Origin of the sequence: Duganella levis, assembly GCF_009857605.1 — a bacterium.
GTDB classification, from domain to species: domain Bacteria; phylum Pseudomonadota; class Gammaproteobacteria; order Burkholderiales; family Burkholderiaceae_D; genus Rugamonas; species Rugamonas levis.
In genome coordinates this window covers 14,526-41,306 of the sequence record NZ_WWCT01000035.1, presented here as the reverse complement: position 1 = coordinate 41,306, position 26,781 = coordinate 14,526, and the positions used below count along the sequence as shown (strand labels likewise).

The window sequence follows — 26,781 nt, the reverse complement described above, 5'->3', positions numbered from 1 at the left end:
GGTTCGCTCTTCTCAAAAATACTGACAGTATTTCTACTGAATATTTCTTTGTTGAGCATTTAATGCTTTTTGTTGCAGCATCAAACGCCCACATTTATCGACTGTAAATTTTTAAAGATCATTCTGTACTGCATGCTGACAAATCGTTTTGTCTGTCAGCGAAGAAGGAAGAGTATGAAGCGTTTGCAGCATTTCGTCAACCTTCTTTTTTCTCGCTTCATTCAGCATTTGCATGCTTCGTTTCGCGAGGGACCGAACTATATCAAAGCCCCTCGAAGTTTGGCAAGCGCTTTTCGAGAAAAGCTTTCATGCCCTCTTTTTGCGCAGGCGTGCCGAAGCCGGACTGGAACAACTGGCGCTCATATGCCACGCCTTGCGACAGCGTGGTTTCAAAGGCGCGGTTGACCGCATCCTTGATCTGCATGGCCACCGAAGTCGGCATGGCGGCGATCTGCTTGGCTGCGGTCAGCACTTCTTCCAGCAGCTTATCGGCCGGCACTACGCGCGACACCAGGCCGATGCGCTCGGCTTCGGCGGCATCAATGGTACGGGCGGTCAGCAGCAGGTCCATGGCCTTGGCCTTGCCGATGGCACGCGGCAGGCGCTGGGTGCCGCCGGCGCCCGGCGTGACGCCAACCTTGATTTCCGGCTGGCCAAACTTGGCGTTGTCCGCAGCGATCAGGAAGTCGCACATCATGGCCAGCTCGCAGCCGCCGCCCAGCGCGTAGCCGGCTACGGCGCCCACCACCGGCTTGCGAATGCGCAGGATGTGCTCCCAGTTGCGGCCTATATAGTTGTCGCGATGGGTATCCGGGTAGGTGTAGTCCACCATGGCCGCGATGTCGGCGCCGGCGGCAAACGCTTTCTCGCTGCCGGTCAGCACGATGCAACCGATGACCGGGTCGGCATCGAACTTATATAAGGCGTCGCCCAGCTCGTTCATCATATTGTCGTTGAGCGCATTCAGCGCCTTCGGACGATTCAGACGGATCAGGGCTACTTTGTCGTGCACTTCAACGATCAGGTCTTCATATGGCATACGTTCCTCCAGGTGGAAAATTTACCGGCCGATTGTAGCGCCTATCTCCGGCGCTGGTATGATTGAAATTTGGCAACCCGCACTAAAGAGCCTCCCATTCTTAACGCCCTCCGCAACGACGAATTGATGCGCAACGGCGATTTCCGCCGTTACTGGTCGAGCGCCATCCTGAATGGCTTCGGCAGCTATATCAGCGGACTGGCGCTGCCCCTGTGTGCGGTGCTGCTATTAAAAGCCTCGCCGGCGCAGATGGGCATGATGGGCGCGGCGGCGGCGCTGCCGTTTGCGCTGCTGGCCCTGCCCGCCGGCGTTTTCCTCGACCGCAACCGCAAGCTGCCGATCCTGCTGGCCAGCAAGGCGATCCAGGCCACGTCCCTGGCCAGCATCCCGCTGGCATGGTGGCTGGGCCTGCTGACGGTGGAGTGGATGTATGCGGTGTCGTTCATCTCCGGCGCCTGCGCGGTGGTGGGCGGTGGCGCCGAACAGGTGTTCCTGACCAATATGATCGGCCGCGACAAGCTAACCGACGCCCAATCCAAGTTCACCGCCACCGACTCCATCGCCCGCCTGGTGGCGCCCGGCTTTGCCGGCCTGCTGATCCAGTGGCTGACCGCGCCCTACGCGGTGCTGCTGAACGCCATCGGCTTCCTGGTCTCGATCGGGCTGTTGCGCAAGCTGAAGGCCAACGATCCCAAGCCGCCGCCGTCCAACAAGCATCCGCTGCGCGACATCCACGACGGCATCCTGTTCATCTGGCGCCAGCCGCTGCTGCGCGCGCTGGCCTGGGCCTCGGGCTGCTGGCATATGCTGTTTTATGGCTTTGTGGCGCTGAGTGTGATTTTTTCCACGCGCGAACTGGGCATGAGCGCCGGCATGCTGGGCGCGGTGCAGATGGCCGGCGGCTTCGGCGTGCTGACCAGTTCGCTGCTGCTCAAGCCGCTCAGCAATCGTTATGGCCCGACCGGCGCGATGCTGGTCGGCATGGGACTGTGCACCGTGGCGTATATCGTCATGCCGTTGATACCACCCAATCTGTTCGGTTCTCCCGTGGGCAGCGCGTCGGCTTGCGCCATCGTGTCCTACTTCCTCGATTGCGGCGTGATGCTGTTCCTGCTGCCCTACACCACGCTGCGCCAGAAGGTCACGCCGGACGCCTACCTGGGTCGCATGATGTCGACCATGCGCTTCCTGACCGGGGCGATTGCGCCGCTCGGCGCGCTGGCCGGCGGCTACCTCGGCGAACATTTCAGCATCCGCACCGGCCTGGCCTGCGTGGCGGCCGGCGCCGTCGTGCTGATGATCGTCCTGGCTGTGGCCATCCGTGCGCCAGAAAAGCTGACTAGCCAGTAGGCTGGCTCCAGTGTTCAATGACAGGAGTTAGCCATGTTCAAATCCATACTGCTGCCGACGGACGGCTCCGAGCTGTCCGACAAAGCCACCGCGATTGCGGTGGAATTCGCCCGCCTGCACCAGTCGCGCATCACGGCGCTGACGGTGATCCAGCCGCTGCTGCTGCCATCGCTGGGCGACAGTGGCGCCGTGATCGACGCCGGCCAGTACGAAACCCAGATGCAGGACGCCGCCCGCGCCCATATCGAGCGGGTGGCGGCGGCCGCCAATGCGGCAGGGATTCCATTTGAGGGGATTATTGCGATGTCGCCCAATCCCTATGAAGAGATTGTGGCAGCCGCCGAGAAGCACGGCTGCGACCTGATCATGATGGCGTCGCACGGCCGCTCGGGCCTGAGCAAGCTGTTGATGGGCAGCGAAACCCAGAGCGTGCTGTCGCACACCACGCTGCCCGTTCTGGTATTGCGTTAAAACTTCTTCGGCAGCAGCACCCAGATCGCGCCGCGCTGCTTCATGCGGCCCGCGTTCTCGGCCGCCTCGGCGCCGAAGCCAAAGAAGTAGTCGACCCGGATCGCGCCACGGATCGCGCCGCCCGTATCCTGCGCCATCACCAGCCGCTGCAGCGGAATATCGCTGTTCGGCTGGGTGGTGGACAGGAACACCGGCGCGCCCTGCGGCAGCTGGGTGGCGTCGATGGCCACCGAACGTTGCGGCGTCAACGCCACGCCCAGCGAACCTTTCGGCCCCACTTTCGGGTCCGGCAAGCGCTCCTCTTTAAAGAACACATAGCTCGGATTGACGTTGAACAGCTCCTGCATGCGGGTTGGATGGCCGGCGATCCATGCCTTGATGCCTTGCGCCGAAGCCTGTTCCAGCGTCAGCTCGCCCCTCTCTACCAGATACTTGCCGATCGATTTATACGGCTGGCCGTTCTGGTCGGCATACGCCACGCGCACGGTTTCGCCGGTGTCGCTCAGTTGCACGCGGCCCGAACCCTGCACCTGCAGGAAGAACGATTCCACCGGGTCATCCACCCACAGCAGCTCCTTGGCGCTGAAATTGGCCGATTCGATATCGGCGCGGGTGGAATACGGCACCACCTTCTTGCCCACCAGCTTGCCGCGCAGGCGCATGCCCTTCAGCTCCGGATAGACGCTGGCCAGGTCGATGGTCAGCATATCGTCCGGCACCTTGTACAACGGCGTCTGGTACGGGCCGCCCTTCTTGCGGGCGCCGTGCAGCAGCGGCTCGTAGTAGCCGGTGATCAGGCCGTCGGTGGCGCCGTCGGGGGCGATCACCTGGTTCGGCTCCAGGAAGGCTTCGAAGAAGGTGCGGATGGCTTTGTCATCGTTGCCGTTGACGGTGCGGGCCACGGTGCACGGCTCCTTCCACAGCGCCTGCTTGATCAGCACCGAGCATGAGGAGGTGAAAGCCGGCCAGGCGGCGCGCAAATCATCGCGCTCCCAGCCCGGCAGCTGCGCGAAGGTGGCCGGCACCATTTGCAGCGCGCCCGGCTTGGGCGGCTGGGCCGGCGGCGTTGGGGTTGGCGGCACGGGCGCGACCGGCGGCACCGGCACAAACACCGGCGGCACCGGTTCGGCCGGCTTTTCAGGCGGCAGCGGCGTGGAAGTACAAGCGGCCAGCGCAAGCGCGACGACGCTCAGCGAAACAGGTAGACTACGACGTGGAGATAACATAAAGGATAACTATGTGGGTATTAATGGTGGAAGCGGGCGTGGCGTTTTTCCTGCTGGTGTTCATCGTCTGGTGGACCATGAAGGGCAAGAAATAATCTGATCAATGCAGCGTGCGCGGCAGCGACAGCACGAATTCCGGGATTTTGACTTCGAACTGGTGACCATCCTCGGCCACGCAGAAATATTCGCCGACCATCGAACCCTGCGTGGTTTGCAGCGCGGCGCCGCTGGTGTATTCGAACACCTCGCCCGGCTGCAGCAGCGGTTGATGGCCGACCACGCCCAGTCCGCGCACTTCTTCCACATGGTTGTTGGCGTCCGTGATCACCCAGTGGCGCGAGATCAGCTGCGCCGCCACCGTGCCGGTGTTTTTGATCGTAATCGAGTACGTAAACACAAAATTAGTGCGTTCCGGGTCCGACTGGTCCGGCAGGTACTGGGTTCTGACCGACACGGTAAATTCATAAGTGGGCATCAACATTCCTCTAAAAAGCAAGCTTGGCGATCATATATCATCAAGCATCCATTGCACCGCAAATCCGCCCTGTATGCAAGGACGGCGCACCTGAAAACAGGCGCAATGGCGTGGACCAGCGTAAAATAACGCATCTTTTTCAATGCCAGCCCAAAGCCATGACCACTTTCCGCATCGCTCCCAGCATCCTGTCCGCCGACTTCGCCCGCCTGGGTGAAGAAGTACGCAACGTCGTATCGGCCGGCGCCGACATGATCCACTTTGACGTGATGGACAACCATTATGTTCCCAACCTGACCATCGGCCCGCTAGTGTGCCAGGCGATCCGTCCGCACGTGGAGGTGCCGATCGATGTGCACCTGATGGTCAAGCCGGTCGACCGCATCATCCCCGACTTCGCCAAGGCCGGCGCCAACATCATCACCTTCCACCCGGAAGCGTCGGACCACATCGACCGCTCGCTGCAACTGATCCGCGACCACGGCTGCAAGGCCGGCCTGGTGTTCAACCCGGCCACGCCGCTGAGCTACCTCGAACACGTGATGGACAAGATCGACATGATCCTGATCATGTCGGTCAACCCGGGCTTCGGCGGCCAGTCCTTCATTCCGCACGCGCTGAAGAAAATCGCTGAAGCGCGCCGCCTGATCGACGACTCCGGCCGCGACATCCTGCTGGAAGTGGACGGCGGCATCAAGATCGACAACATCGCCGCTGCCGCTGCCGCCGGCGCCGACACCTTCGTGGCCGGTTCCGCCATCTTCGGCCAGCCGGACTACAAGGCCGTGATCGACGCCATGCGCGCCAACCTGGCCAAGGCATAAGAATGAGCGTACTGGCAGGCGTGCGCGCCGCAATCATTGACCTCGACGGCACCATGCTGGACACGATCCCCGACTTCCATGTCGCGATCAACGGCATGCGCGCGGAACTGGGCCTGGGTCCGATCACGCAGCAGCAAATCGCGCTGATGGTCGGCAAAGGCTCGGAAAACCTGATCCGCTCCGTCCTGGCGCTGGATTGGGACGCGGACCGCATCGAGGCAGTGTTTGCGCAAGCGATGGATGCCTACCAGCGCCACTACCTGAGCATCAACGGCAACCACAGCGTGCTGTATCCGGACGTGATCGCCGGCCTGACCGCGATGCAGGCGCAAGGCTTGCGCCTGGCCTGCGTGACCAACAAGCCAATCGCCTTCACCACGCCGCTGCTGAAGCAGAAAGGCCTGAACGGCTTTTTCGAGGTGGTCTACGGCGGTGACTCGCTGCCGCGCAAGAAGCCGGACCCGCTGCCGCTGCAAACCGTGTGCGCCGACTTCGACCTGCCGCCGTCGCAGGTGGTGGCCATCGGCGACTCCTCCAACGACGCCCAGGCCGCGCGCGCCGCCGGCTGCCCGGTGCTGACCGTGCCATATGGTTATAACCACGGAGAGTCTATACACGACATCGATTCCGATGGTATAGTTAATACGCTGCTAGAAGCGGCAAGCCTGATCCGTTCGCATAATTAACCGTTAGCTGAACCAAACCTGACCGAAATGTCTCTCACCAAAAAACACACCGTCAACCAAACAGGCTCGATTGAGGCCTGGCTTTGGCGACGCTGGCAATCCTGGCAAAACTAAGCCGAATTGATTGCTCTCGTCCGCATTCCCATGCGCGACAGGTTTTTTGAACACACCACCGCTGGCACACCTCCTTATTCCGGCGGCATGGAGAGAAGATATGACCGAACTCGAATTCAAATCGTTGGCCACCGACGGCTATAACCGCATCCCGTTGATCGCGGAAGCCTTCGCCGACCTCGAAACCCCGCTCACGCTGTACCTCAAACTGGCGCAGACCCAGAACGCCGGCAAGAACACCTTCCTGCTGGAGTCGGTGGTAGGCGGCGAGCGTTTCGGCCGCTACTCCTTCATCGGCCTGCCGGCCACCACGCTGCTGCGCACCTTCGGCAACCGCACCGAGATCGTCAAGAACGGCACGGTGATCGAGACCCACGACGGCAATCCGCTGGACTTCATCGAGACCTACCAGAAGCGCTTTAAAGTGGCGATCCGTCCCGGCATGCCGCGCTTCTGCGGCGGCCTGGCCGGCTACTTCGGCTACGACACCGTGCGCCACATCGAGAAAACCCTGGCCAACGGCGCGCAGAAAGATGATCTGGGCCTGCCCGACATCCAGCTGATGGTGACCGAGGAACTGGCCGTCATCGATAACCTGAGCGGCAAGCTGTATCTGATCGTCTACGCCGACACCACGCAGCCGGAGTCGTATTCGAAAGCGAAGCAGCGCCTGAAAGACCTGCGCATCATGCTGCGCCGTGGCGTCGAAGCGCCGGTGACCAGCGCCTCGGTGCGCACCGAAGCCGTGCGCGAATTCGCCAAAGAAGATTATCTGAAAGCCGTCGCCAAGGCCCACGAATACGTGCTGGCCGGCGACTTGATGCAAGTGCAGATCGGCCAGCGCATTCGCAAGCCGTATGTCGATTCGCCACTGAGCCTGTACCGCGCGCTGCGTTCGCTGAACCCGTCGCCGTATATGTATTTCTACAATTTCGGCGACATGCAGATCGTCGGCGCCTCGCCGGAGATTTTGGTGCGCAACGAGACCGCGCCGGACGGCGAGAAAAAAGTCACGCTGCGTCCTATCGCCGGCACCCGCCCGCGCGGCGCCACGCCGGAACGCGATGCGGAACTGGCCAGGGAACTGCTGGCGGACCAAAAGGAAATCGCCGAACACGTGATGCTGATCGACCTGGCGCGCAATGACCTGGGCCGCATCTCGGAAATCGGCAGCGTCAAGGTCACCGACCGCCTGATCATCGAAAAATACTCGCATGTGCAGCACATCGTCTCCAACGTCGAGGGCAAGCTGAAAGACGGCCTGTCCAACCTGGACGTGCTGCGCGCCACCTTCCCGGCCGGCACGCTGACCGGCGCGCCGAAAGTGCGGGCGATGGAAGTCATCGACGAACTGGAAATCTCCAAGCGCGGCATCTATGGCGGCGCCTGCGGCTACCTGTCGTTCGGCGGCGAAATGGACGTGGCGATCGCGATCCGCACCGGCGTGATCAAGGACGGCAACCTGTACGTGCAGGCCGCCGCCGGCATCGTCGCCGACTCGATCGCCGAAATGGAATGGCAGGAAACTGAACACAAGGCGCGTGCTGTGCTGCGCGCCGCCGAGCAAGTGCAAGATGGTCTGGATGGGGAGTTCTAACATGCTGCTGATGATCGACAATTACGACTCCTTCACCTACAACATCGTGCAGTATTTCGGCGAACTGGGTGAAGACGTGCGCGTCTACCGCAATGATGAAATCACGATTGCGGAGATCGAGGCGCTGAATCCGGACCACATCTGCATTTCGCCGGGTCCGAAAGACCCGTCGCAGGCAGGTATCTCGATCGAGGTGCTGAAGCACTTCGCCGGCAAGAAGCCGATCCTGGGCGTGTGCCTTGGCCACCAGGCCATCGGCGAAGCGTTCGGCGGCAAGGTAATCCGCGCCAAGCAGGTCATGCATGGCAAAACTTCTTTAATCGCGCATACGGGTGTGGGCGTCTTCAAAGACCTCCCTTCTCCCTTCACAGTGATCCGGTATCACTCGTTGGCCATCGAGCGCAGCTCGCTGCCGTCCTGCCTGGAAGTGACGGCATGGACCGACGACGGTGAAATCATGGGCGTGCGACACAAGGAATACGACATCGAGGGCGTGCAGTTCCACCCCGAGTCGATCCTGTCGGAACACGGCCACCAACTGTTGAAGAACTTCCTCGTCCGCTGATTAAAGAAGGAAAAGCCATGCCTATCACCCACCAAGAAGCGCTGGTGCGCTGCATCGAACACCGCGAGATTTTCCACGACGAGATGCTGCACCTGTTCCGCCAGATTATGTCCGGCGAAATGTCGCCGACCATGATCGCGGCCCTGACCATGGGCCTGCGCGTGAAAAAAGAAACCATCGGCGAAATCGCCGCCGCCGCGCAAGTGATGCGCGAGTTCTCCACCAAGGTACCGATGGCCGACACCACCGGCCTGCTGGACATCGTCGGCACCGGCGGCGACGGCGCGCACACCTTCAATATCTCCACCACCGCGATGTTCGTCGCGGCGGCGGCCGGCGCGCGCGTGGCCAAGCATGGCGGCCGCAGTGTGTCGTCATCGTCGGGCAGCGCCGACGTGATCGAATCGCTGGGCGCCAACATCAATTTGAAGCCGGAGCAGATTGCGCAATCGATCGCGCAGACCGGCATCGGTTTCATGTTCGCGCCTAACCACCATGCGGCCATGAAGCATGTGGCGCCGGTGCGCAAGGAACTGGGCGTGCGCTCGATCTTTAATATTCTGGGACCGCTGACCAATCCGGCCGGCGCACCGAATATCCTGATGGGCGTATTCCACGCTGACCTGGTGGGTATCCAGGTGCGCGTGCTGCAACGCCTCGGCGCGCAGCATGCCATCGTGGTGTATGGCCAGGACAATATGGACGAAGTGTCGCTGGGCGCCTCCACCCTGGTCGGTGAACTGGTGAACGGCGAGATCCGCGAGTACGAGATTCACCCGGAGGACTTCGGCATGCAGATGATCGCCAGCCGTAACCTGAAGGTGGCCGATGCGGCGGAATCCAAACAGCGCATGATGGAAGCGCTGCGCGGCGAAGCCGGTCCGGCCTACGATATCGTGTCGCTCAACGCCGGCACCGCGCTATACGCGGCCGGTGTGGCCAGCTCGATCGAGGATGGCCTGAAGCGCGCGCGCTTTGCGATTACCTCCGGCGCGGCGCTGCGCAAGATCGATCAATTCGTCACCGTCACGCAAACGCTCGGCAAGGATAACTGAGCATGTTCGGCATCCATGACCTGACGCTGTTTATCATCTCGGGCCTGCTGCTGAACCTCATGCCCGGTCCCGATTCGCTGCTGATCATGACGCGCAGCGCGACGCAAGGCTGGCGCGCCGGATCGGCCGCCACGCTGGGCATCTGCACCGGCACCATGGTGCATATCCTGGCTGCGGCGCTGGGCTTGTCGGCATTGCTGTCCACCTCCGCCGCCGCTTTCACGGTGGTGAAGTGGATCGGCGCGGCGTACATCGTCTACATGGGCATCGGCATGCTGCGCGCCAGGCTGCGCGGCGAGGAACCGCAAGCAGAGGCGCCAGCGGTGCAGCCGCTGGCGTGGCGCAAGATCTTTCTGCAAGGTTTTCTGACCAATGTGCTGAATCCCAAAGTGGCGCTGTTCTTCCTGGCGTTCGTGCCACAATTTATCGCGGCCGATTCCAGCAACAAGCCGCTGGCCTTCATCATCCTCGGCGCGATTTTTAATTTTAATGGCATGCTGTATTGCCACGGCTTGGCCTTATTCACCGCCTTTGCCAGCACGCGCTTGAACATCAAGCCGCTGGTGTCGCTGTGACTGAACCGCACCATGGGTGGCCTGTTCCTGGCCCTCGGCGTGCGCCTTGCACTCTCGGAGCAACATTAATGTCTGATATTCTGAACAAAATCCTGGCGGTGAAAGCCGACGAAGTGGCAGCCGCCAAAAAATACCGCAGCTTCGCCAGCCTGCGCGACGAGGTGGAATCCAACGCCGAACTGCGCGCCGGCCTGCGCGGCTTTGAAACCAGCCTGCGCGCCAAGATCGCCGCCGGCCACGCCGGCGTCATCACCGAAATCAAAAAGGCCTCACCGTCGAAAGGCGTGCTGCGCGCCGACTTCCGTCCGGCGGACATCGCCGCCAGCTACGAAGCCAATGGCTCCGCCGCGCTGTCGGTGCTGACCGACGAGCAGTTCTTCCAGGGCTCCGTGGCTTACCTTCAGCAGGCGCGCGCCGCCTGTTCGCTGCCGGTGCTGCGCAAGGACTTCATGGTCGACGTCTACCAGATCTACGAAGCACGGGCGATGGGCGCCGATGCGATCCTGTTGATCGTCTCTGCGCTGGATCACGGCCTGATGGCGGAAATGGAAGCCGTGGCCCACGAACTGGGCATGGACGTGCTGGTGGAAACCCATGACGGCGACGAACTGACCGCCGCGCTGAAGCTGAAAACCGCGCTGGTGGGCGTCAACAACCGCAATCTGCGCACCTTCGAGGTGTCGCTGGAGAACACCCTCGGCCTGCTGGACCGCATGCCGCCGGAAAAACTGGTGATCACCGAATCCGGCATTCTGGCGCCGGCCGACGTGCAGCGCATGCGCGCCGCCAATGTGCACGCCTTCCTGGTCGGCGAAGCTTTCATGCGCGCGCAAGACCCGGGTGCCGAGCTGGCGCGCCTGTTCGAAATGAACTAAGCCCTGGCTGCAGCCCGCAGCGGCTGCACCACTTCTGCCGCGACCTCGTAACGGTTGCGGCCTCTTTCCTTAGCGCAATACAACGCCTTGTCGGCGCGGATCAGCAGATTGTCCAGGCTTTCGTCCGCGCTGGTTTGGCACGCCACGCCGATGCTGACGGTGTATGGCGGCACGCCGGGACGGGCGGTGCACAGCGCCGACTGGATGCGTTCGGTGATATGCAGCGCCCGATCCAGCCCGGTGGCCGGCAGCAGCACGACGAATTCCTCGCCGCCGAAACGCGCCACGTGGTCGGACGCGCGCAAGGCTTTGGCAATCATTTGCGCTACATCGACCAGCACCCGGTCGCCCACGGCGTGGCCGTGGTTATCGTTAATCCGTTTAAAGTAATCGATATCGATATTCAGTATCGTCAGGAATGTGCTTTCCCGGCGCATCAAGGCATGTTCTTTGGCGTAAATATCGGCAAAGCCACGACGATTTAATGTCTGGGTTAATGGATCCAGCGTCGAGCGGCGCTCCAGCGTAATTTGCAGGCGACGGGTGCATACGGTCATAAAACCTACCGTCATCATCAGCGTCATGAAATGCGCAGTGGCCAGATACAGGCTGGCAAAGGTACCAGCGCCGAGCAGATTAACATCGCTATTGCTGGTTACGGCCAACACACCGCGCAGGCCGACCATAATAGATTCTATCGTCATCAGCGTAACGAAAAACCACATGGAGAAATGGTAATCGCCGCGTTTCAATATGACGTAAATGGCGCGTGCATGCAGTATGAATACTGTGATCGAACAAATAGCGACACGCATGCTAAAGCTAGGTGTAATCCATAGCCAATACCATATCACCACCACGACTGATATCCAGCTTAAATGGAATAACCACCAGGATGGCCGCACCTCATAAAACCTTTCGGTGCCGATCATCATTAATCCCAATCCCCAGGTCATTACAATATTGGAGAAGAGCAGCAGAATATTGGACTGACCGTGCACGGCAAATAGCACCACGCCGCCCACCAGCAATACCAACGCCTGCGCCCATTCGCGCAAGCCGTGGATTTCCCTGGGGAAGTTCAAATGCGATGAGTACAGCACGACGCTCATGGCGGCAGCCATGAGCGTTGCCATCAGCAGTATGGTGTTGGGGTCGGGCAAATTCATGTGCGGCGATTCTAAACCACAAAGCCGCGTGGATGGAAATTTCGCCCCAGTTACGCCGGAACTTGGCTAGTACATGCCAAAAACTGGCATGGAATGAGCGAAAAAAAGGCCGCATCGGTGGATGCGGCCTTTTTCAGCGTTATTTTAGCGGCTAGCGCTCGGGCGTAACGGGCCGGCCGATTTTTTACCGGCCGCTTCCAGGGTCAGGGTAATGCCTGGCACGCGGTCGCCTTGCAGCGTCAAATCGAAGCGCATTAATTCATCGCGGCGGAAGGCGTAGACCTCCACCGTTTCACCGACTGCATAACGGGAAAGCAGCGCATCCAGATTAGTCGCGGTAACGCGCAAGCCATCGACGGCAATCAGAATATCGCCGGCCGACAATCCAGCCTGCTGGGCAGCGCCATTCTCATGGACGGCGGACAGTTTGCAATCATTGCCGTCCTTGCCCAGATTGGCGTCAAAACTCGGCTTGGACGATTTGCGCTCATCGTTATATTTAACGCCGAATGGCGCCAGCAATTTAGCCAGCGGCAAATCTTCCGTACCGCGAATATATTTATCGAAGAATGGCTTGAAGCGGCCACCGCTGATTTCATCGAATAAGGCTTCCGCTTCCGCCGGCGTGACGCCACGGCCGCCACCAGTATAAAAGTCGCGGCCATAACGTTGCCACAAAGCGCGCATTACATCATCCAGCGATTTCTCACCACCGGTTTTAGCCCGAATACTCAGATCCAACGCCAAACCAATCAGCGAACCCTTGGTGTAATAACTGACGATAGCATTCGGCGCATTTTCATCCTGGCGATAATATTTACCCCAGGCGTCGAAACTGGAATCAGCCACGCTTTGTTTGGTGCGTCCGGCGCCGCGCAATACGCTGCCCGCGGTTTTACCCAGCAATTTGAAATACGCCTGCTCGCCGATAATACCGGCGCGCACCAGCATCAAATCGTCGTAATAACTGGTAAAGCCCTCAAACAGCCACAGCAGCGGCGAATAGTTCTCGACTTGCAGGTTGTACGGCGCAAACGCGGCCGGCTTGATGCGCTTGACGTTCCAGGTGTGGAAGTACTCGTGGCTGCACAGGCCGAGGTATTGCAGGTAGCCGTCGCTGATGTCCTTGCCCTTGGCCGCCGTGGTCGGCAGGTCGCCCCGGTTGCAGATCAGCGCGGTCGAGGCGCGATGTTCCAGGCCGCCGTAACCGTCGCCCACCGCCATGGTCATGAAGACGTAGCGGTCCATCGGCGCTTTTTTGGTTTTTGGCTCGAAGAAGGCGATCTGCGTTTCGCAGATTTTTTTCAGGTCGGCGCTCAGGCGCGCCAGGTCCAGGTTCGGCACGCGGCCCGTGATGACAATGTCGTGCGGGATGCCATGCGCCTTGAAGGTGGCCAGCGCAAAGTCGCCCTGCTCCACCGGATGGTCGATCAGCTCATCGTAGCTGGATGCGATATACGTGCCATAACCATAACGTTTCGCTTTCAGCTCCGGCAGCGAGGTGGCCACGCGCCAGACGGCGGCGGCTTCGTCGGCCGGACGCTGGATGTCCACCACGTGCGGCAGCTCTTCCTGGCCCAGCACGCGCAGGAAGGTGCTGGTGCCGTTGAAGAAGCCATGGTTCTGGTCCAGATGCGCGGCGCGCACCGACAAGTCCCAGGCGTAGACTTCGTAGTGCACGGTCAGCGCGGCGCTGCGGTCGGCCAGCGGCGCGGCCTGCCACGAATGCTTATCCAGCTTGGTCAACTCGACCGGCTCGCCCTTCGATTCGGCGCGGATGCGGACGATATTGCGCGAAAACTCGCGAATCATATAGCTGCCCGGTATCCACGCCGGCAGCGCGAAAATCTGGCCGCCTTCGGCCGGCGCGGCCACCGTCACCGCGACGTGGAATAAATGCGCCGCCAGATCATGGCCAACGATGGTATAGGCGATAGCCGGGAGGGTTTTGCTCGGTTTTTTCATCATAAATCCTGTTTTGTGTCGATGTCGCGCACCACGCCTTCGTCATCGACCACCACTTCGCTCACTGCATGGCTCTTTAAAATCGCGCGCGCCCCCTGGTCGCCTTCCAGCGCCAGCAGCAACGGCAAATGATAGGAACTGAAGGCGACCGGATTACCGCGCCGCCCTTCATACACCGGCGCCGCAATGCGCGCGCCACGTTCTATTGTAGCGGCCAATGCGCGCATGGTGTCTGGCCTTACGAAGGGCATGTCGCCCAGGCCGATGAGCCACCCTTCGGCGCCCTTGGTAAATTCGATTGCGGTAATCAGGGATTCGGCCATGCCCAGGTCGGCGTCGGCGCACACGCGCACCTCGCAACCGAGACGGCCCAGCAGCGCGGCGACCTTGTCGTCGCCCTCGCGCACCACTGCCAGCACGCGCGGGAGCGCGGCCAGCATATTTCTGGCGCTGGCGGCGACGACAAATTCACCGTCGGCCAGCGTTTGCAGCAGTTTGTTTTCTACGCCGGACGGGTCGAAGCGTCGACCGCGTCCGGCTGCCAGCAGAATGCCGACTAACGCCATCCGGCTCAGGCGCTCGCCAGATCGAACGGCAGTTTGCGCAGGCGCTTGCCGGTCAATTTGAACAAAGCGTTGGCGAAGGCCGGCGCCAGCGGCGGCAGGCCTGGTTCACCCATGCCGGTTGGCGGATCGTTCGATGGCACGATGTGCACATCGATCACCGGCATGTCCGTCATGCGCGCCACGGTGTAGTCGCTGAAGTTCTGCTGCTCGACCACGCCGTCCTTCAGCGTGATGGCGGCGCCCGACAAGGTCATGCCGAGGCCCATCAGCGCCGCGCCCTGGATCTGCGCTTCGATGGTCAGTGGATTGACCGCCGTGTTGCAGTGGACGCCCGCCGTCACCTTGTGCAGCTTCGGCGTGCCGTTTTTCACGGACGCCACCACCACATAGGCGATCACGGTGTTGAACGATTCGTGCACCGCCACGCCGTAGGCCTGGCCCTTCGGCAAAACCTTCTTGCCGTAGCCGGATTTGGCCACTGCCAGATCCAGCGCGGCGATATGGCGCTTGCCCTTCTCGCCCACCAGCTTTTTGCGATACGCCACCGGATCCATCTTGGCCGCGTGCGCGGCTTCGTCGATCAAGGTTTCCATCACAAACGCGGTATGGGTCGAGCCGACCGAACGCCACCACAGTACAGGCACATTAGCCTTGACGGTGTGCGCGCTCAGGTTCAGCGGCACTTCGTAAGGTTCGCCCATGCCTTCAACCATGGTCGAGTCGACGCCGTTCTTGACCATCATCGGCTCAAACGGCGTGCCGCTGGTGATCGACTGGCCGACGATGACGTGATCCCATGCCACGATCTCGCCCTTGGCATCGATGCCGATGTCGGCGCGGTGCACGTGCGACGGACGGTAGTAGCCGCCCTTGATGTCGTCCTCGCGGCTCCAGATTACCTTGATCGGCTCCTTGTGGCCTGCGGCCTGCCATACCTTGGCGATGTTGACCGCTTCCACCAGATAATCCGAAGTCGGCACCGCGCGGCGGCCGAAGCCACCGCCGGCCATCATCGTGTTCAGCACCACCTGCTCCGGTTTCAGGCCGGCGGTGGCGGCAATCGCGCCCTGGTCGACGGTCTGGAACTGCGAACCGGCCCACACCGTGCAGCCGTCCTTGCGCAGATCGACCACGCAGTTCAGCGGCTCCATCGGCGCGTGCGCCAGGTACGGGAACTCGTAGACAGCGGAGATTTTCTTCGCTGCGCCAGCCAGCTTGGAGGTGTCGGCGGTGCGCACCGGCGTGCCGGCTTTCTGCGCCAGCGCCTTGTACTCAGCCACCTGCTTCTCGCTGCTGACTTTATCGACGCCGCTGGTATCCCAGTCGATCACCAGCGCATCGCGCGCGCTCTTGGCCGGCCAGTAGCCGTCGGCAATCACCACCACGCCGCTGCCGCCACGATCGGTCTTCACTTCCAGCACATCGATCACGCCCTTGATGGCTTTAGCTTTGCTGGCGTCGAACTTGGCGACCTTGGCGCCGAATACCGGCGGCCGCGCAACGACAGCGACCTTGCTGTCCGGCGCCTTGAAGTCCATACCGAACTGCTGCTTGCCGGTAGACTTGGCGCGCGCGTCCAGACGCTTGGTCGGCTTGCCGATCAGCGTAAAGTCCTTCGGATCTTTCAGCGTCACGGTGGCGGGCACCGGCTGCTTCATGGCCGCATCGGCCAGCGAACCGTAAGTGGCCTTCTGACCGGCAGGGCCGATCAGCGTGCCCTTGACGGTCTTGATCTGCGCCGCCGGCACCTTCCACTGCTCGGCCGCCGCCGCGATCAGCATCTGGCGCGCCTTGGCGCCGATTTCGCGGTACTGCGTGTACGAGTGGGCGATACTGCCCGAGCCGCCGGTGATCTGGATGCCGAACGCAGGATCTTTATATTGATCGCCGGCCGGCGCCAGCGCGCCGCGCACTTGCGACCAGTCGGCGTCCAGTTCTTCCGCGATCAGCATCGGCAGCGACGTTTGCACGCCCTGGCCGAACTCCAGGCGGTTGACCTGCACCGTCACCGTGTTATCCGGCGCGATGTGCAGGAAGGCGTTCGGTTCGTAGACCTTGGCCGGCGCCTGCTGCGCATTGGCCCAGCGGCCCGCGCCGGGCATGAAGAAGCCCAGCACCAAACCGCCGCCGGCGACTGCGCCGGCTTTCATGAAGCCGCGGCGCGACACGCCGGCCGCCGTTGCGGAACCGCTTACCATCGTTCCTTGATTAAGCCATTCGATACGCATGCTGGTCTCCTCAGGCAATCGCTTTGGCAGCGTCTTTGATGGCAACGCGGATGCGCTGATAGGTGCCACATCGGCAGATATTGCCGGCCATGGCGTTGTCGATCTCGGCGTCCGACGGATTCTTGTTGGTGCGCAGCAGCGCGGTCGCGCTCATGATCTGACCACTCTGACAGTAGCCGCATTGCGGCACGTCGATCTTGACCCACGCCTCCTGCACCGCCTTGCCGACCTTGTCGGACTCCATCGCCTCGATGGTGGTGATTTTCTGGCCCTCGGCCGCCGAAATCGGCGTCACGCACGAGCGGATCGCCTGGCCGCCCAGGTGCACGGTGCAGGCGCCGCACAGCGCCATGCCGCAACCGAACTTGGTGCCGGTCATGTTGAGGTTATCGCGCAAGGCCCACAGGATGGGCGTCGATGGATCTGCGTCCACCTGCACATCCTTGCCGTTGATGTTCAAAGTGATCATGTGAATCTCCCTGGTTGGACTACTACGGTTACTGCTTAACTTTGCTGAATTTTTCTTCCAGCGCTTTAGCGTCGATCGCGCCAGGGATGCGCGAACCATCGGCGAAGAAGATCGCCGGCGTGCCCTGGATGCCCAGTTTGTGACCCAGCTCCACCACCTCGTCGTTCGGCGCTTCGCACTTGGCGTCGGCCACTGCTGCGGCTTTGCCGCTCACCATCCAGTCGTCCCAAGCCTTGCTGCGGTCCGGCGAGCACCAGATGTTCTTCGACTTGACGAAAGAATCATCCGACAGGATGTTGTACATGAAGGTGTAGATGGTGACGTTGTCGGTTTCCTTCAGCGTGGTCTGGCGCAGACGCTTGCAGTAGCCGCAGTTAGGATCTTCGAACACCGCGATCACGCGCGAGCCATCGCCCTTGACGGTCTTGATGGCTTTATCCAGCGGCAGGTCGGAGAACTTGATCTTGGTGATATCGTCGATGCGCTCGCGCGTCAGATCGGCGCCGGTGGACAAGTTGAAAATATGACCATTGATCAGATACGTGGCCGTCTTGTCGGTGTACAGAATGTCACTGCCGATGCGGATTTCATACAGGCCGCTGTACGGCGTCTCGGTGACCGAATCGACTTTGACGTTGACGCCCAGGCGCGGTTCGATCAGCTTCTTGATCGCTTCGGTGCTCGGCGGGGTTTGCGCGCCAACGCAGGATGCCATCAACACCGACAACGACAGCAAAACGGACTTACTCTTTCTCATAACTTCTCCGGTAACGACTGACTACTTGCCCATCGCGTGAGAGATCAGGCGACGCTTCAGCACAGGTAATTTATCCAACAAGTTTAATCCGAAATTACGAACCACGCGCAGGGGCTCGATATCGGTCTCGAAAAGGCGCGCCAGACCATCGGTGGTGACCTGCATCAACAGCACGTCTTCCTTGCGCGCGCGCGCGTAGCGGGCCAGCACGCGGTCGTCGCCGATGCCGCGCTGCGGCTCGCGCTCGGACAGGGTCTTGATCAGTTGGGCCACATCGCCGAAGCCCAGGTTCATGCCATGGCCGGCCAGCGGATGCACCACGTGGGCGGCATCGCCGATCAGCGCCACGCGCGGCGCCGTCATCGCGTGCGGACGGATCAGGCGCAGCGGGAAATCGCGCACCAGCTCCGGCTGCAGCGGCGTCAGGGCGCCCAGCTTCTCGCGCGCGAACACCGCCAGGCGGTCGGCGATCTGCTGCGCCGACTCGGCGCGCAAGGTATCGGCCAGCTGCTCCGGCGCCGACCACACCAGCGACACTTTGTTACCCGGCAGCGGCAGCAAGGCGACGATGCCGTCGGCGCCGGTGAACCATTGATGGGCGGCGCCATGGTGTGGCAGCTCGCAAGCAAAATTGGACACCACGGCGCACTGGTTATAACTACGATAATCGAGGCCGATATCACACTGGCCGCGCACCCACGACTGGGCGCCGTCAGCGCCGACCACCAACGCGGCGCGCAGACTGGTGCCGTCATCCAGCAGCACGCTGGCGCCGTCGCCGTCGCGCAGCAGACCGGTGGCGCGGCCGGTGGCCGTCTTGACGTTCTGGGCGAAGCGCAGCGCGGCGTCCAGCGCCTGATTCAGGTTGCGGTCTTCCAGTATCCAGGTCAGCGCGTTGGTGTGGGCGCCGTAAGCGTCGAACGCCAAGCCGCCGGCATGCGGACCGTCGCCGTGGACGATCATCGCATCGACCGGCGCCACCCGCGTGTGGTCCAGCGCATCCCATACTTTAAGCGACGACAGCAGGTGATGCGCGGTGTGATTGAGCGCATAAACGCGCGCGTCCCACCCCGGATCGGCCGCCGCTGGCGCCGGCGGCGGCGAAGGCGGCCCCAGCAGCGTCACACTCAGGCCGGCCTGGGCCAGGCCCAGCGCCGCGGTCTTGGCAATCGCGCCATTGCCAACTATGCAAATATCACTTTCGATCACGCGCAGCGCCGCGGAGGTGGTGGGCTTATTCATCCGGCCATTATAGCGTTTGTGATGAATGGAAATTGGCCCTTGCACTTTTCCGGCGGGATGCTATAATTCTGCTCCTTGGCCTGGTAGCTCAGTTGGTAGAGCAGAGGATTGAAAATCCTTGTGTCGGTGGTTCGATTCCGCCCCGGGCCACCAAGAACATCCTTGACGAAACGCCGATCCATGCTGATCGGCGTTTTTGTTTTCAGCTCAAGAAATCCTCGTGTCCGGCCTATTTCCGGTTTGCGCAGCGATTTCAACAACGCCGAGCGCCGACCGAATTGCATAAATCAGTTTAAGGTATCATCGCCCGTCGCAAGCAACTGATAAAAAAACGATATGACTTTTGAACAAGCACACAAGTGGGAAATTTTCGCCGATGGAGGGAGTTACCTTCCGTCGATGTGCAACCATTTCCCCGGAACCGACATCGGTTTTTCCTACGATAATGAGCAAGGTTACCAGTTCTCGGCTTACTCCTATCATCTTGACGCGGTTGATGATCCTAACGACGCCGCTGTCCGCCTTTACAGTTTGCAGATCCTGCTCAACGGCGCAATGAATGCCGCTGCCGGAAACGCACGCTTCGTAGCAAATAAGATAACTTTCTCCGGGTTTCTACACCTCGATACCGGCCGACATCACCACATTGATGTTTGCGACATTGAGGAAATGCCATTTTCGTCGAACCCGGCAATTGACCGCATCGCCAGAATCGACGTGAAATCCGACTTCACAGCCTGGTTGCTTAACTCCTCAAAAAACGATGCCGATCTACGCGGACTTCTTTTCTTACTGGGGATTATCACGACCAACACCACAATGGAGAAGATTCTGACTTGGGGAACTCTCTATAAGATCCTCGATACTATTCGGCATCTTTCAAAGCAGTGCGGCTTCAATATTGATAATTTTGCACCACCAGTCGAAATCGAGAGATTCACTCTCGCTTGCAATAAGAGTGCATTCTTGGGAATTTACGCGCGCCATGGAAGTAGCCAGACACCACTAACAAAGAAGATTCCAATGACAGATCTAAATGAGGCAATGGATCTACTGCTATTGATGTCGAAAAAGTTTTGCATCGACTACATGAAACTCAAGCACCTTTGACTTATTCGTTCAAGCCTTCGCGAGGCCGCATGTCTCGCTCCTGCTGGCCTCTGCGGAAGCATAAACCGCACAGAGTCTAAATCGTCCGAATCGCCCAATCGTCCGCCCCCTCCCCGCCCCCCCCATGCTTGGCGGGCAGACGTGTGCTGCTAAACTTTCACTCAAAATACTCGTTAAGACACAGGGAACAAGTAATATCCCTTGCAAAACGCCGATTCATACGAATCGGCGTTTCGCTTGTGGAATCACAGTTCTCGTGTCCGGCCATCTCCAGTACGCTTAACCACCGAAGGAATATTGCCTATACCTCCGCTTGCGATATATCTGACACGGTGGCCATGTTGACAGGCCATATCTTGCTAGCGCAATGACTCCACGCTTCCAGATTGCAACCGGAAGCGCTCAAATCTGATGTCACTCCTAAAATGCCCGCTCTCGTCAGGCTATCGTGACTTGGCCACTCATTAACATGGGAAGGAGCCAATCGCGAAGTTCGACAAGACGCTGATTTTCCTTGGTGTTGTTTGAAATTTTTTCGAACAATGGCTCAACAACCGCTGCAAATTTTTTGATAATTTCACCCTTAGGAATTGCAAGATTAGTAAGCTCGATATCATTTGAGACGATGGAATTAAATACCGACCCGGAAGACTTGACTTGCAGGTGGTGGATCAATTCTTTGGCTAGAAAGAACAGAAATACATGGCTGACGCCCGTCTTGGCACGCAGCGCATAACAGGACTGATTCATAGCCATGTCGACACCAGCCAATACCAATCGGCCAACAGAACCACGCGCAGTGATGAAAACAGTATGCTTGCCGAAAAGCTTAGTGCTACTACCCTTCAAGCCAGCATCAGTAATGTAATCTGCGGCAGAAAATTTAAAGATAGTTCCGTCTGCGTCCGTTGGCGTAAAGAAGGGAATATCGCCTCCCCAATATTCGGCCTTCGTCTTTGTCGGCGTTCCCCCGCCGAGCAAATCGGCCACTGCCAAAATGCTTGAACCTATCCATCCCTTTGGAATATCCCTTTTCAGGGTTGGGTTATATTCCATCTTACCGCCAGAAAATTTATAGGGCTTACCATTGTCATCGGGGAAGTCAAACTGTACGAACCAATAGCTATAGAGCGTCTTGGCCATGACTTCCAACTCGGCATTGATACGATTGTTGCAGTCGATTTTGGCGTCGAGTGCAGATAAGACAGCGGCGATTTTTCCCTGCAGTTTCTTGTCATCTATGGCAGGAACCGGCATTTCATGCAATTCGTTGCGATTTACGCCGGGTACAGCGCTTTTGTCGGACGTACGGATTCGGCCGAGGCAACTCAAAAGATAATAGATGTACTTAGGATCATTACCCTTGAAACTTGTGACGTATAGTGCGGTGTTGTGAGGCCAGTACTTACCTTCGACGTAATACATTTCTCCCAAAGTTCCATAGCGCCCAGTTACAACGCCTGTCCCCTCAACTTTGTACTCGTTGTGGTACCCAGAAATACCTGCAGAACTGATGACAGGATAAGGGCCAGGTTTCCGCTGACTTTCAGGCAAATCGTAACCACGTTTTAGGTTTATTAGGTCACCTAATCGCTTTGGAGTTGCATTACTCATACCGCACCGCCGCCAGTTGCTTCATGATTTTTCGTTCTAAACTTGCCGACTCCTTGAACATCGTGTCCAAATTATTGGTAAACCGCTTCATCTTCGCTGCGAACTGTGCAGGTGTCAGATCGGTGTATTCGATTTTTACCTCAAAATACTGTCCTGCGCTCAGGCTGTAATTCTTAGCCACGATGTCTTCATAGCTCACAATTACTGAGAAATCCTCTGTCGCATTTCTGCTGTTGAAGGTCGCAATGATGCGGTCTTCTTCCTCTTCTGAGAGTAATGTTTTCTGATTCTTACCATCCTTGATCTTGGTACCAAGGCTGGAAGCGTCGATCAACACCACATCTTTTTTGTTAGCGGCATCAATGAATAGAATAGAGACATTTGTGCCTGTAGTGGCGAAGATATTGCTCGGCATGGAGACTACGCCAGCCAGCATTTTATTGTCCACCAGGTGCTGGCGAATGGCTTTGTCAATACCGCTTTGCGCCGTAACGAAGCCAGTAGGCACTACCACTGCGGCTTTACCACCTGGTTTAAGCGACTGAATGATGTGCTGCAAAAAGAGCTGATAGATGGCCATTTTGTCCACGGCCTGTTTAGGGATGTTGGGCACCCCAGCAAAGAAGCGCTTTTGATGCTCTTTTGTGTCCAGCTCATTGCGGAAGTCGCTGAAATCCATCTTGAACGGCGGATTACTAACGATGTAGTCAAACCGCCTGAGTACCTTACCGTCCCTGTGATAGGGATGGAGCATGGTGTTGCCTTGAATGATGTTCGGGATAGAGTGGACCAGATTGTTCAATATCAGGTTCAGGCGCAGCAGACTCGATGATTTCTGCGAGATGTCCTGCGAATAAATGCTACAACGCTGCTCGCCGATCGCGTGGGCGATGTTCATCAGCAACGTGCCGGAGCCTGCAGACGGGTCGTAACAACTGACGTTTTTTATTTTTCCACGCACGGCTTCGGGTACAAGGATCGCAGCCATGATCTTAGCCACGGCGTGCGGGGTGTAATACTCGGCATATTTGCCACCACTGTCCTTGTTGTAGTCTTTGATTAGATATTCGAAGAGCGCGGCATAGAAATCATATTTCTGAGTAAAGATGCGCTCGAAACTGAAATCCCCGAGCTTGTTGATGATAGCGCGGCAGAAGGCATCGCGTTTGGACGGGTCCGTGATGAACTCACTAACCCGGTCGAACAAGGTGATCTTGGCACCGCCGTCGGTCTTGACCGCGAAAATTTCGTTGTTACTGATGGCGATGTCACGCAAAGTATCATCGAACAACTTGGCAAATTCCGGTGCAGTCTGGCGGTTCCACAGGTGAGCGATAAAGTGCTCAGGTTTTAGGCGCGCGGTGTCAGGCCCCATTTGCAATTGCAGCATGTCCAACTCGTCAGCACTCAAACTGGCGATCGCCTGTTCCCACTTACCGGCCTTCGCCAGGTCCGGTCGAATTCTCTTGGCCTCAAAGGCGAACTTATCGTTGAGGAATTTGTATAGAAAGACCTGGGTGATGATCTTGAATTCATTGCCATCATTGCCAAGACCATAGGCAGCGCAGATGGCCTTAAGGCTGTCGATCAGCTCGCGCGTACGTTGTTCAAATTCCTGTATTACCAAGGCTGTACTCCTGTTCAGTTGCCAGTTCGAGAACCGGCAGTAAATTCATTCATGTATTCGGCTACCACCAGCTGATTAATAGCGCGGGCAGCATCGGGATTTAGTTCGATCTTCTGATTAGTATGAAACTCGCCGATCACAATGGGCATCATCATTCGACCAAAATAGCTTTCGTTATCCAGTAGCTGCGTGTTTTGCAGCACTTGCTCATCGGCCAGCTCTTTGACGCCGATGAGTGCCTCAAAGAGGCGGCGCTCAGTTTGCGTCATTACATCTCGCTCTTGTAACCGCTTGTGAATACGAGTGTATTTGACATCGCCCCGGTATTTCGCCCGAAGGAGGTTGTTTTGGCGATTCAACTCCTTGACCTTTTCGTGAATGGCGCTCAGCGCGCCAATGTTGGCGGTCATTTCTGCCTGACTGACTTCGTTAAGTCTTTTTATCTTGAACAGCCGCTCCAACTCTTCCTTGAGGGTAATGAACTTCGGATCTTGCTGGTCGAAGTTACTGGCCAGGGCTTCACGAGTCTGGCGCAACGTATTCTTCAGCTTGTCGGCCAGAACGAGCTCCTCTTCCTTGACTTTGGTGAACATGAACAGCACATCTTCCAGCGCAACATTAAGTAGGTTGCTGGTATCAGTACTGGACTCAACGCTTTCCTTGAGATTGAGGAGATCAAGGTGATTGCTGGTTTCGCGGTAAAGTTGATTGAGCTTTTGGAAATCGAGCTGATGTAGAAGTGTGTTGTCACCCTGCAGCCGGATCAGGTTGTAAAGGTTACGCGCATCGGCCAATGCTTTCTTAAGCGCCAACACCGTTGGGCGATCTTGAATCTGGCTGATTTGCCGGGAAAATACTTCAGCATTTTCGATATCAAAACTGAAAAGGATATCCTTGATGGACTCGATTTCCTGAGCGATCTCTTCTGTAGACTTAAACAGATTAGAGTAATGCGCCACTTCGTCGCCCAGCTCAGCCTGCAATTCGTCAAAGTATGCCTTGTTGGTGGCATCAAACTCTTTCCGGATATCTGCGAAATCGACGACATAGCCGTAGCGAAAGTCTTTATATGTACGATTCACGCGGGTGAGCGCTTGCAGCAGATTATGCGAACGGATTACCCGCCCGAGGTAGAGCTTCTTCAAGCGCTTTGCGTCAAAGCCAGTGAGCAGCATGTTGTAAACGAACAGTAGGTCGATCTTTCCGGCTTTGAAGTCCTCAACCCATTGCTTACGCTCCTCCTTGTTGCCCACGTCGTGCAAAATCAGCGCCGCACTTTTAACCCGGTTCTCCAGCAGTGCGCGAGCAGCATAGCTCTCCGGCTTTGTAGCGGCAATCAATGCTTGCGCGGAGTCTTGCACGGCATAGGTCGATGCGGACGGAGTTGCATAGATAGCGTTAAAAATTTCGAACATCTGGCGCGCCTGTTCGGCGCTGTCGCAAATAACCATGCCGCCGATACTAACCTCACCCAGAGCGCTGCGGCTCCTCTCAAAATCACGCACGATGTAATCGAGCATGGGCTCGACAAATTTCGGGTGTGCGTAAATAAGGTTTCGGTCGATATCGCCCTGCTGCAACTCCACAGAGGCGAGCGCCTCTCGCAAAATGAGCTTGTAGTTAGTGGCAATTTCTTCACGGATCAAGCGCAGGGTGTAGCCGTCGGCAATTGACGCGTTGTAGTAGTACTTGTGTATGTAATCGCCAAACAGCGCGCGAGAGTTGTAATCGTCTCCGAGTAGCGGCGTACCAGTTAGCCCGATCTTGATTGCATTGCGATCCGACTGAGTGAGATTTGCAAGAAAGCTACCCTGTGGGTTATAGCTGCGGTGCACTTCGTCGAGAAAATAGACGCGCTGGATACTAACGTCATAGTCCTCGACTCGCACTACATCAGGGTCATCTTGGAATTTCTGAATATTGACCACCGTGATCTCAGGCTTGCCGGTATTATTGTGCAGGACCTTCGTGGTCTTTATGTCGCGGGCGAAGGCTTCGCGACTATCAATGCTGTGCACCACCAACCCGCGCCCCGCAAACTCCCGCTGCGCCTGGATGAGCAAATCAAGTCGATCGACGATGAAATAGAACTTGGGAATGATGCCTTGGTGCTGAAAATAGTCAGTCAGAAAGCGGGTGTTGTAGTACGCCAACGCAGTTTTGCCGCTACCTTGTGTGTGCCAGATAATGCCCTTACGCACGCCAGCGTCAAGTTTGCGCTCGATCGCCTTGGTAGCGAAGAGCTGCGGGTAACGCATGACGTGCTTTTGCAGCCCATCAGTCTCGTTTACATAGACAAGCGCGAATCGCAGCAAGAAGGCCAGCCGGTCACGACTAAACAGTGAGGTACAAATGCGGTTGGTCGGCGCATCGGGCGATTTGTTGCTGAGGAACTCAGGGCTGTGCTTGATAACATTGAGATTGTTGTCGCGCAGCACGTCGTTCTCAATGGTGTCATTCTCTTCTGCCAGCAGGGTCGCTAGATCCAGTGCTTCTTCTTCGCGGAAATAGTTGAAAACTGGCGAGTCATAGGACGGACTAGCATAGAACGCGCCTTCGATGGGCTGCGGCGAGCCATCGTCGTACTCCATATTATTGGAGAAGACCATCAGCTGCGTTATGTTGACGAAACGACGGAAACGCGGATTCCTGCTGCGTGTGATGATGCGATTGCGCTCGGCAAGTACGCCTTCGCGGTTATTGGGCTTCTTGACCTCGATAAAGCTCAGCGGCATGCCGTTGATGAGCAGAGTAATGTCGGGCCGGAACTCGTCGTCACCGTTCTTGCACGTCAACTCTGTAACGACATGGAAGCTGTTATTGTCAAAGTTCTCGAAGTCGATTAGCCGGACGCCGGAACGTTCCGTAAGTTTTTCGTAGAAGGCCTTGCCGAGGTCTTCGTTATCCAGCAAAAGTTTGACGTCGGCAAACAGGCGATCGATGTCGCCGCCATCGATGCCCGGATTGATCTGCCCGATGGCTGCTCGGAAAAGTTCCGGGAAGATGTTGGTTTCTTCATCCCAGGTTGCATCTTTCAGGGAAAGATAGTTGTAGCCAAGCCGCACCAAGTGCAAGATGCATGGAATTTTGACTCGTGAGTCCTCGCTGAAAACCATCAGATTTGCTCTCCCTGTACATCGTTGGAATTTAGTACCGCAATTTCGAAATATTCGTCGGTGTCA

General features: G+C 58.2%; 23 protein-coding genes and 1 tRNA gene. 11 read left to right on the top strand and 13 right to left on the bottom strand.

Going from position 1 to position 26,781, the window contains the following annotated elements; translation table 11 throughout:
- Positions 1-262 precede the first annotated feature (262 nt).
- Positions 263-1,039 carry an enoyl-CoA hydratase gene (locus GTP69_RS28320; protein ID WP_161058013.1) on the bottom strand — a complete coding sequence of 259 codons (777 nt, stop codon included), beginning with the start codon at positions 1,037-1,039 and terminating at the stop codon, positions 263-265.
- 126 nt (positions 1,040-1,165) lie between these two features.
- On the opposite strand from GTP69_RS28320, the gene GTP69_RS28315 reads away from it, so the two are divergent.
- Both GTP69_RS28315 and GTP69_RS28310 read left to right on the top strand, forming a co-directional pair.
- Positions 1,166-2,389: an MFS transporter gene (locus GTP69_RS28315; RefSeq protein WP_161058012.1), complete on the top strand. Its 1,224-nt coding sequence runs from the start codon at positions 1,166-1,168 to the stop codon at positions 2,387-2,389.
- Positions 2,390-2,422: 33 nt separating this feature from the next.
- Entirely contained in the window at positions 2,423-2,860 is a 438-nt protein-coding gene (locus tag GTP69_RS28310; protein WP_161058011.1) for a universal stress protein, read from the top strand.
- Here GTP69_RS28310 and mltA read toward each other — a convergent pair.
- The gene (gene mltA, locus GTP69_RS28305) at positions 2,857-4,086 is read right to left on the bottom strand and encodes a murein transglycosylase A (protein ID WP_161058010.1); all 1,230 of its coding nucleotides are present in this window, start codon (positions 4,084-4,086) and stop codon (positions 2,857-2,859) included. The genes GTP69_RS28310 and mltA overlap by 4 nt on opposite strands.
- 100 nt (positions 4,087-4,186) lie before the next feature.
- Positions 4,187-4,561 (bottom strand): Co2+/Mg2+ efflux facilitator ApaG/CorD, encoded by a 375-nt coding sequence (apaG, locus tag GTP69_RS28300; protein WP_161046592.1) that lies wholly within the window; start codon positions 4,559-4,561, stop codon positions 4,187-4,189.
- A gap of 158 nt (positions 4,562-4,719) precedes the next feature.
- Here apaG and rpe point away from each other — a divergent pair, with 158 nt between their 5' ends.
- The 7 genes from rpe (at position 4,720) to trpC (ending at position 10,852) form a co-directional block, all read left to right on the top strand.
- A complete protein-coding gene (rpe, locus tag GTP69_RS28295; protein ID WP_161046591.1) occupies positions 4,720-5,385 on the top strand; it encodes a ribulose-phosphate 3-epimerase in 666 nt (221 codons plus the stop codon).
- Positions 5,386-5,387: 2 nt separating this feature from the next.
- A complete protein-coding gene (locus GTP69_RS28290; protein WP_161058009.1) occupies positions 5,388-6,071 on the top strand; it encodes a phosphoglycolate phosphatase in 684 nt (227 codons plus the stop codon).
- A gap of 214 nt (positions 6,072-6,285) precedes the next feature.
- Positions 6,286-7,782: an anthranilate synthase component I gene (trpE, locus tag GTP69_RS28285; RefSeq protein ID WP_161058008.1), complete on the top strand. Its 1,497-nt coding sequence runs from the start codon at positions 6,286-6,288 to the stop codon at positions 7,780-7,782.
- 1 nt (position 7,783) lies between these two features.
- Positions 7,784-8,347: an anthranilate synthase component II gene (locus tag GTP69_RS28280; protein WP_110846629.1), complete on the top strand. Its 564-nt coding sequence runs from the start codon at positions 7,784-7,786 to the stop codon at positions 8,345-8,347.
- A gap of 17 nt (positions 8,348-8,364) precedes the next feature.
- Complete coding sequence (gene trpD / locus GTP69_RS28275) at positions 8,365-9,402, top strand: anthranilate phosphoribosyltransferase (RefSeq protein WP_161058007.1); 1,038 nt, start codon at positions 8,365-8,367, stop codon at positions 9,400-9,402.
- A gap of 2 nt (positions 9,403-9,404) precedes the next feature.
- Complete coding sequence (locus tag GTP69_RS28270; protein WP_308494475.1) at positions 9,405-9,977, top strand: LysE family translocator; 573 nt, start codon at positions 9,405-9,407, stop codon at positions 9,975-9,977.
- A 68-nt stretch (positions 9,978-10,045) separates the two neighbouring features.
- Entirely contained in the window at positions 10,046-10,852 is an 807-nt protein-coding gene (trpC, locus tag GTP69_RS28265) for an indole-3-glycerol phosphate synthase TrpC (protein WP_161058006.1), read from the top strand.
- Here the strand turns inward: trpC and GTP69_RS28260 are convergent.
- The 7 genes from GTP69_RS28260 to GTP69_RS28230 all read right to left on the bottom strand — a co-directional run bounded on the left by GTP69_RS28260 (position 10,849) and on the right by GTP69_RS28230 (position 19,248).
- The gene (locus GTP69_RS28260) at positions 10,849-12,021 is read right to left on the bottom strand and encodes a GGDEF domain-containing protein (protein WP_229261189.1); all 1,173 of its coding nucleotides are present in this window, start codon (positions 12,019-12,021) and stop codon (positions 10,849-10,851) included. The two genes, trpC and GTP69_RS28260, sit on opposite strands and share 4 nt — an antisense overlap.
- A 144-nt stretch (positions 12,022-12,165) precedes the next feature.
- The gene (locus tag GTP69_RS28255; protein WP_161058005.1) at positions 12,166-13,986 is read right to left on the bottom strand and encodes a M61 family metallopeptidase; all 1,821 of its coding nucleotides are present in this window, start codon (positions 13,984-13,986) and stop codon (positions 12,166-12,168) included.
- Positions 13,986-14,552, bottom strand: a complete 567-nt coding sequence (locus GTP69_RS28250; RefSeq protein WP_161058004.1) for a nucleotidyltransferase family protein — start codon at positions 14,550-14,552, stop codon at positions 13,986-13,988. Before GTP69_RS28250 ends, GTP69_RS28255 begins: the two co-directional genes overlap by 1 nt.
- Positions 14,553-14,557: 5 nt before the next feature.
- Positions 14,558-16,780 (bottom strand): xanthine dehydrogenase family protein molybdopterin-binding subunit, encoded by a 2,223-nt coding sequence (locus GTP69_RS28245; protein ID WP_161058003.1) that lies wholly within the window; start codon positions 16,778-16,780, stop codon positions 14,558-14,560.
- A gap of 10 nt (positions 16,781-16,790) precedes the next feature.
- Positions 16,791-17,249, bottom strand: a complete 459-nt coding sequence (locus tag GTP69_RS28240; RefSeq protein WP_161058002.1) for a (2Fe-2S)-binding protein — start codon at positions 17,247-17,249, stop codon at positions 16,791-16,793.
- Positions 17,250-17,277: 28 nt separating this feature from the next.
- A complete protein-coding gene (locus GTP69_RS28235) occupies positions 17,278-18,006 on the bottom strand; it encodes a DsbC family protein (protein ID WP_161058001.1) in 729 nt (242 codons plus the stop codon).
- A 21-nt stretch (positions 18,007-18,027) separates the two neighbouring features.
- Positions 18,028-19,248 (bottom strand): FAD-dependent monooxygenase, encoded by a 1,221-nt coding sequence (locus GTP69_RS28230; RefSeq protein ID WP_161058000.1) that lies wholly within the window; start codon positions 19,246-19,248, stop codon positions 18,028-18,030.
- Positions 19,249-19,325: 77 nt separating this feature from the next.
- Here GTP69_RS28230 and GTP69_RS28225 point away from each other — a divergent pair.
- Positions 19,326-19,401 (top strand) — tRNA-Phe (locus GTP69_RS28225).
- A gap of 183 nt (positions 19,402-19,584) precedes the next feature.
- On the top strand, positions 19,585-20,358 hold the full coding sequence (locus tag GTP69_RS28220) for a hypothetical protein (protein ID WP_161057999.1): 774 nt from the start codon (positions 19,585-19,587) through the stop codon (positions 20,356-20,358).
- Between the two features lie 438 nt (positions 20,359-20,796).
- On the opposite strand, the gene GTP69_RS28215 is transcribed toward GTP69_RS28220, so the two are convergent.
- Genes GTP69_RS28215 through GTP69_RS28205 form a run of 3 tightly spaced genes read right to left on the bottom strand, consistent with a single transcriptional unit; the run spans position 20,797 to position 26,715 of the window.
- Complete coding sequence (locus GTP69_RS28215) at positions 20,797-21,972, bottom strand: restriction endonuclease subunit S (RefSeq protein WP_161057998.1); 1,176 nt, start codon at positions 21,970-21,972, stop codon at positions 20,797-20,799.
- Positions 21,965-23,599, bottom strand: coding sequence for an HsdM family class I SAM-dependent methyltransferase (locus tag GTP69_RS28210; RefSeq protein WP_161057997.1), 1,635 nt, complete (start codon positions 23,597-23,599; stop codon positions 21,965-21,967). The genes GTP69_RS28215 and GTP69_RS28210 overlap by 8 nt, the downstream gene beginning before the upstream one ends.
- A gap of 14 nt (positions 23,600-23,613) precedes the next feature.
- Positions 23,614-26,715 (bottom strand): type I restriction endonuclease subunit R, encoded by a 3,102-nt coding sequence (locus GTP69_RS28205; RefSeq protein ID WP_161057996.1) that lies wholly within the window; start codon positions 26,713-26,715, stop codon positions 23,614-23,616.
- Positions 26,716-26,781: the final 66 nt, after the last annotated feature.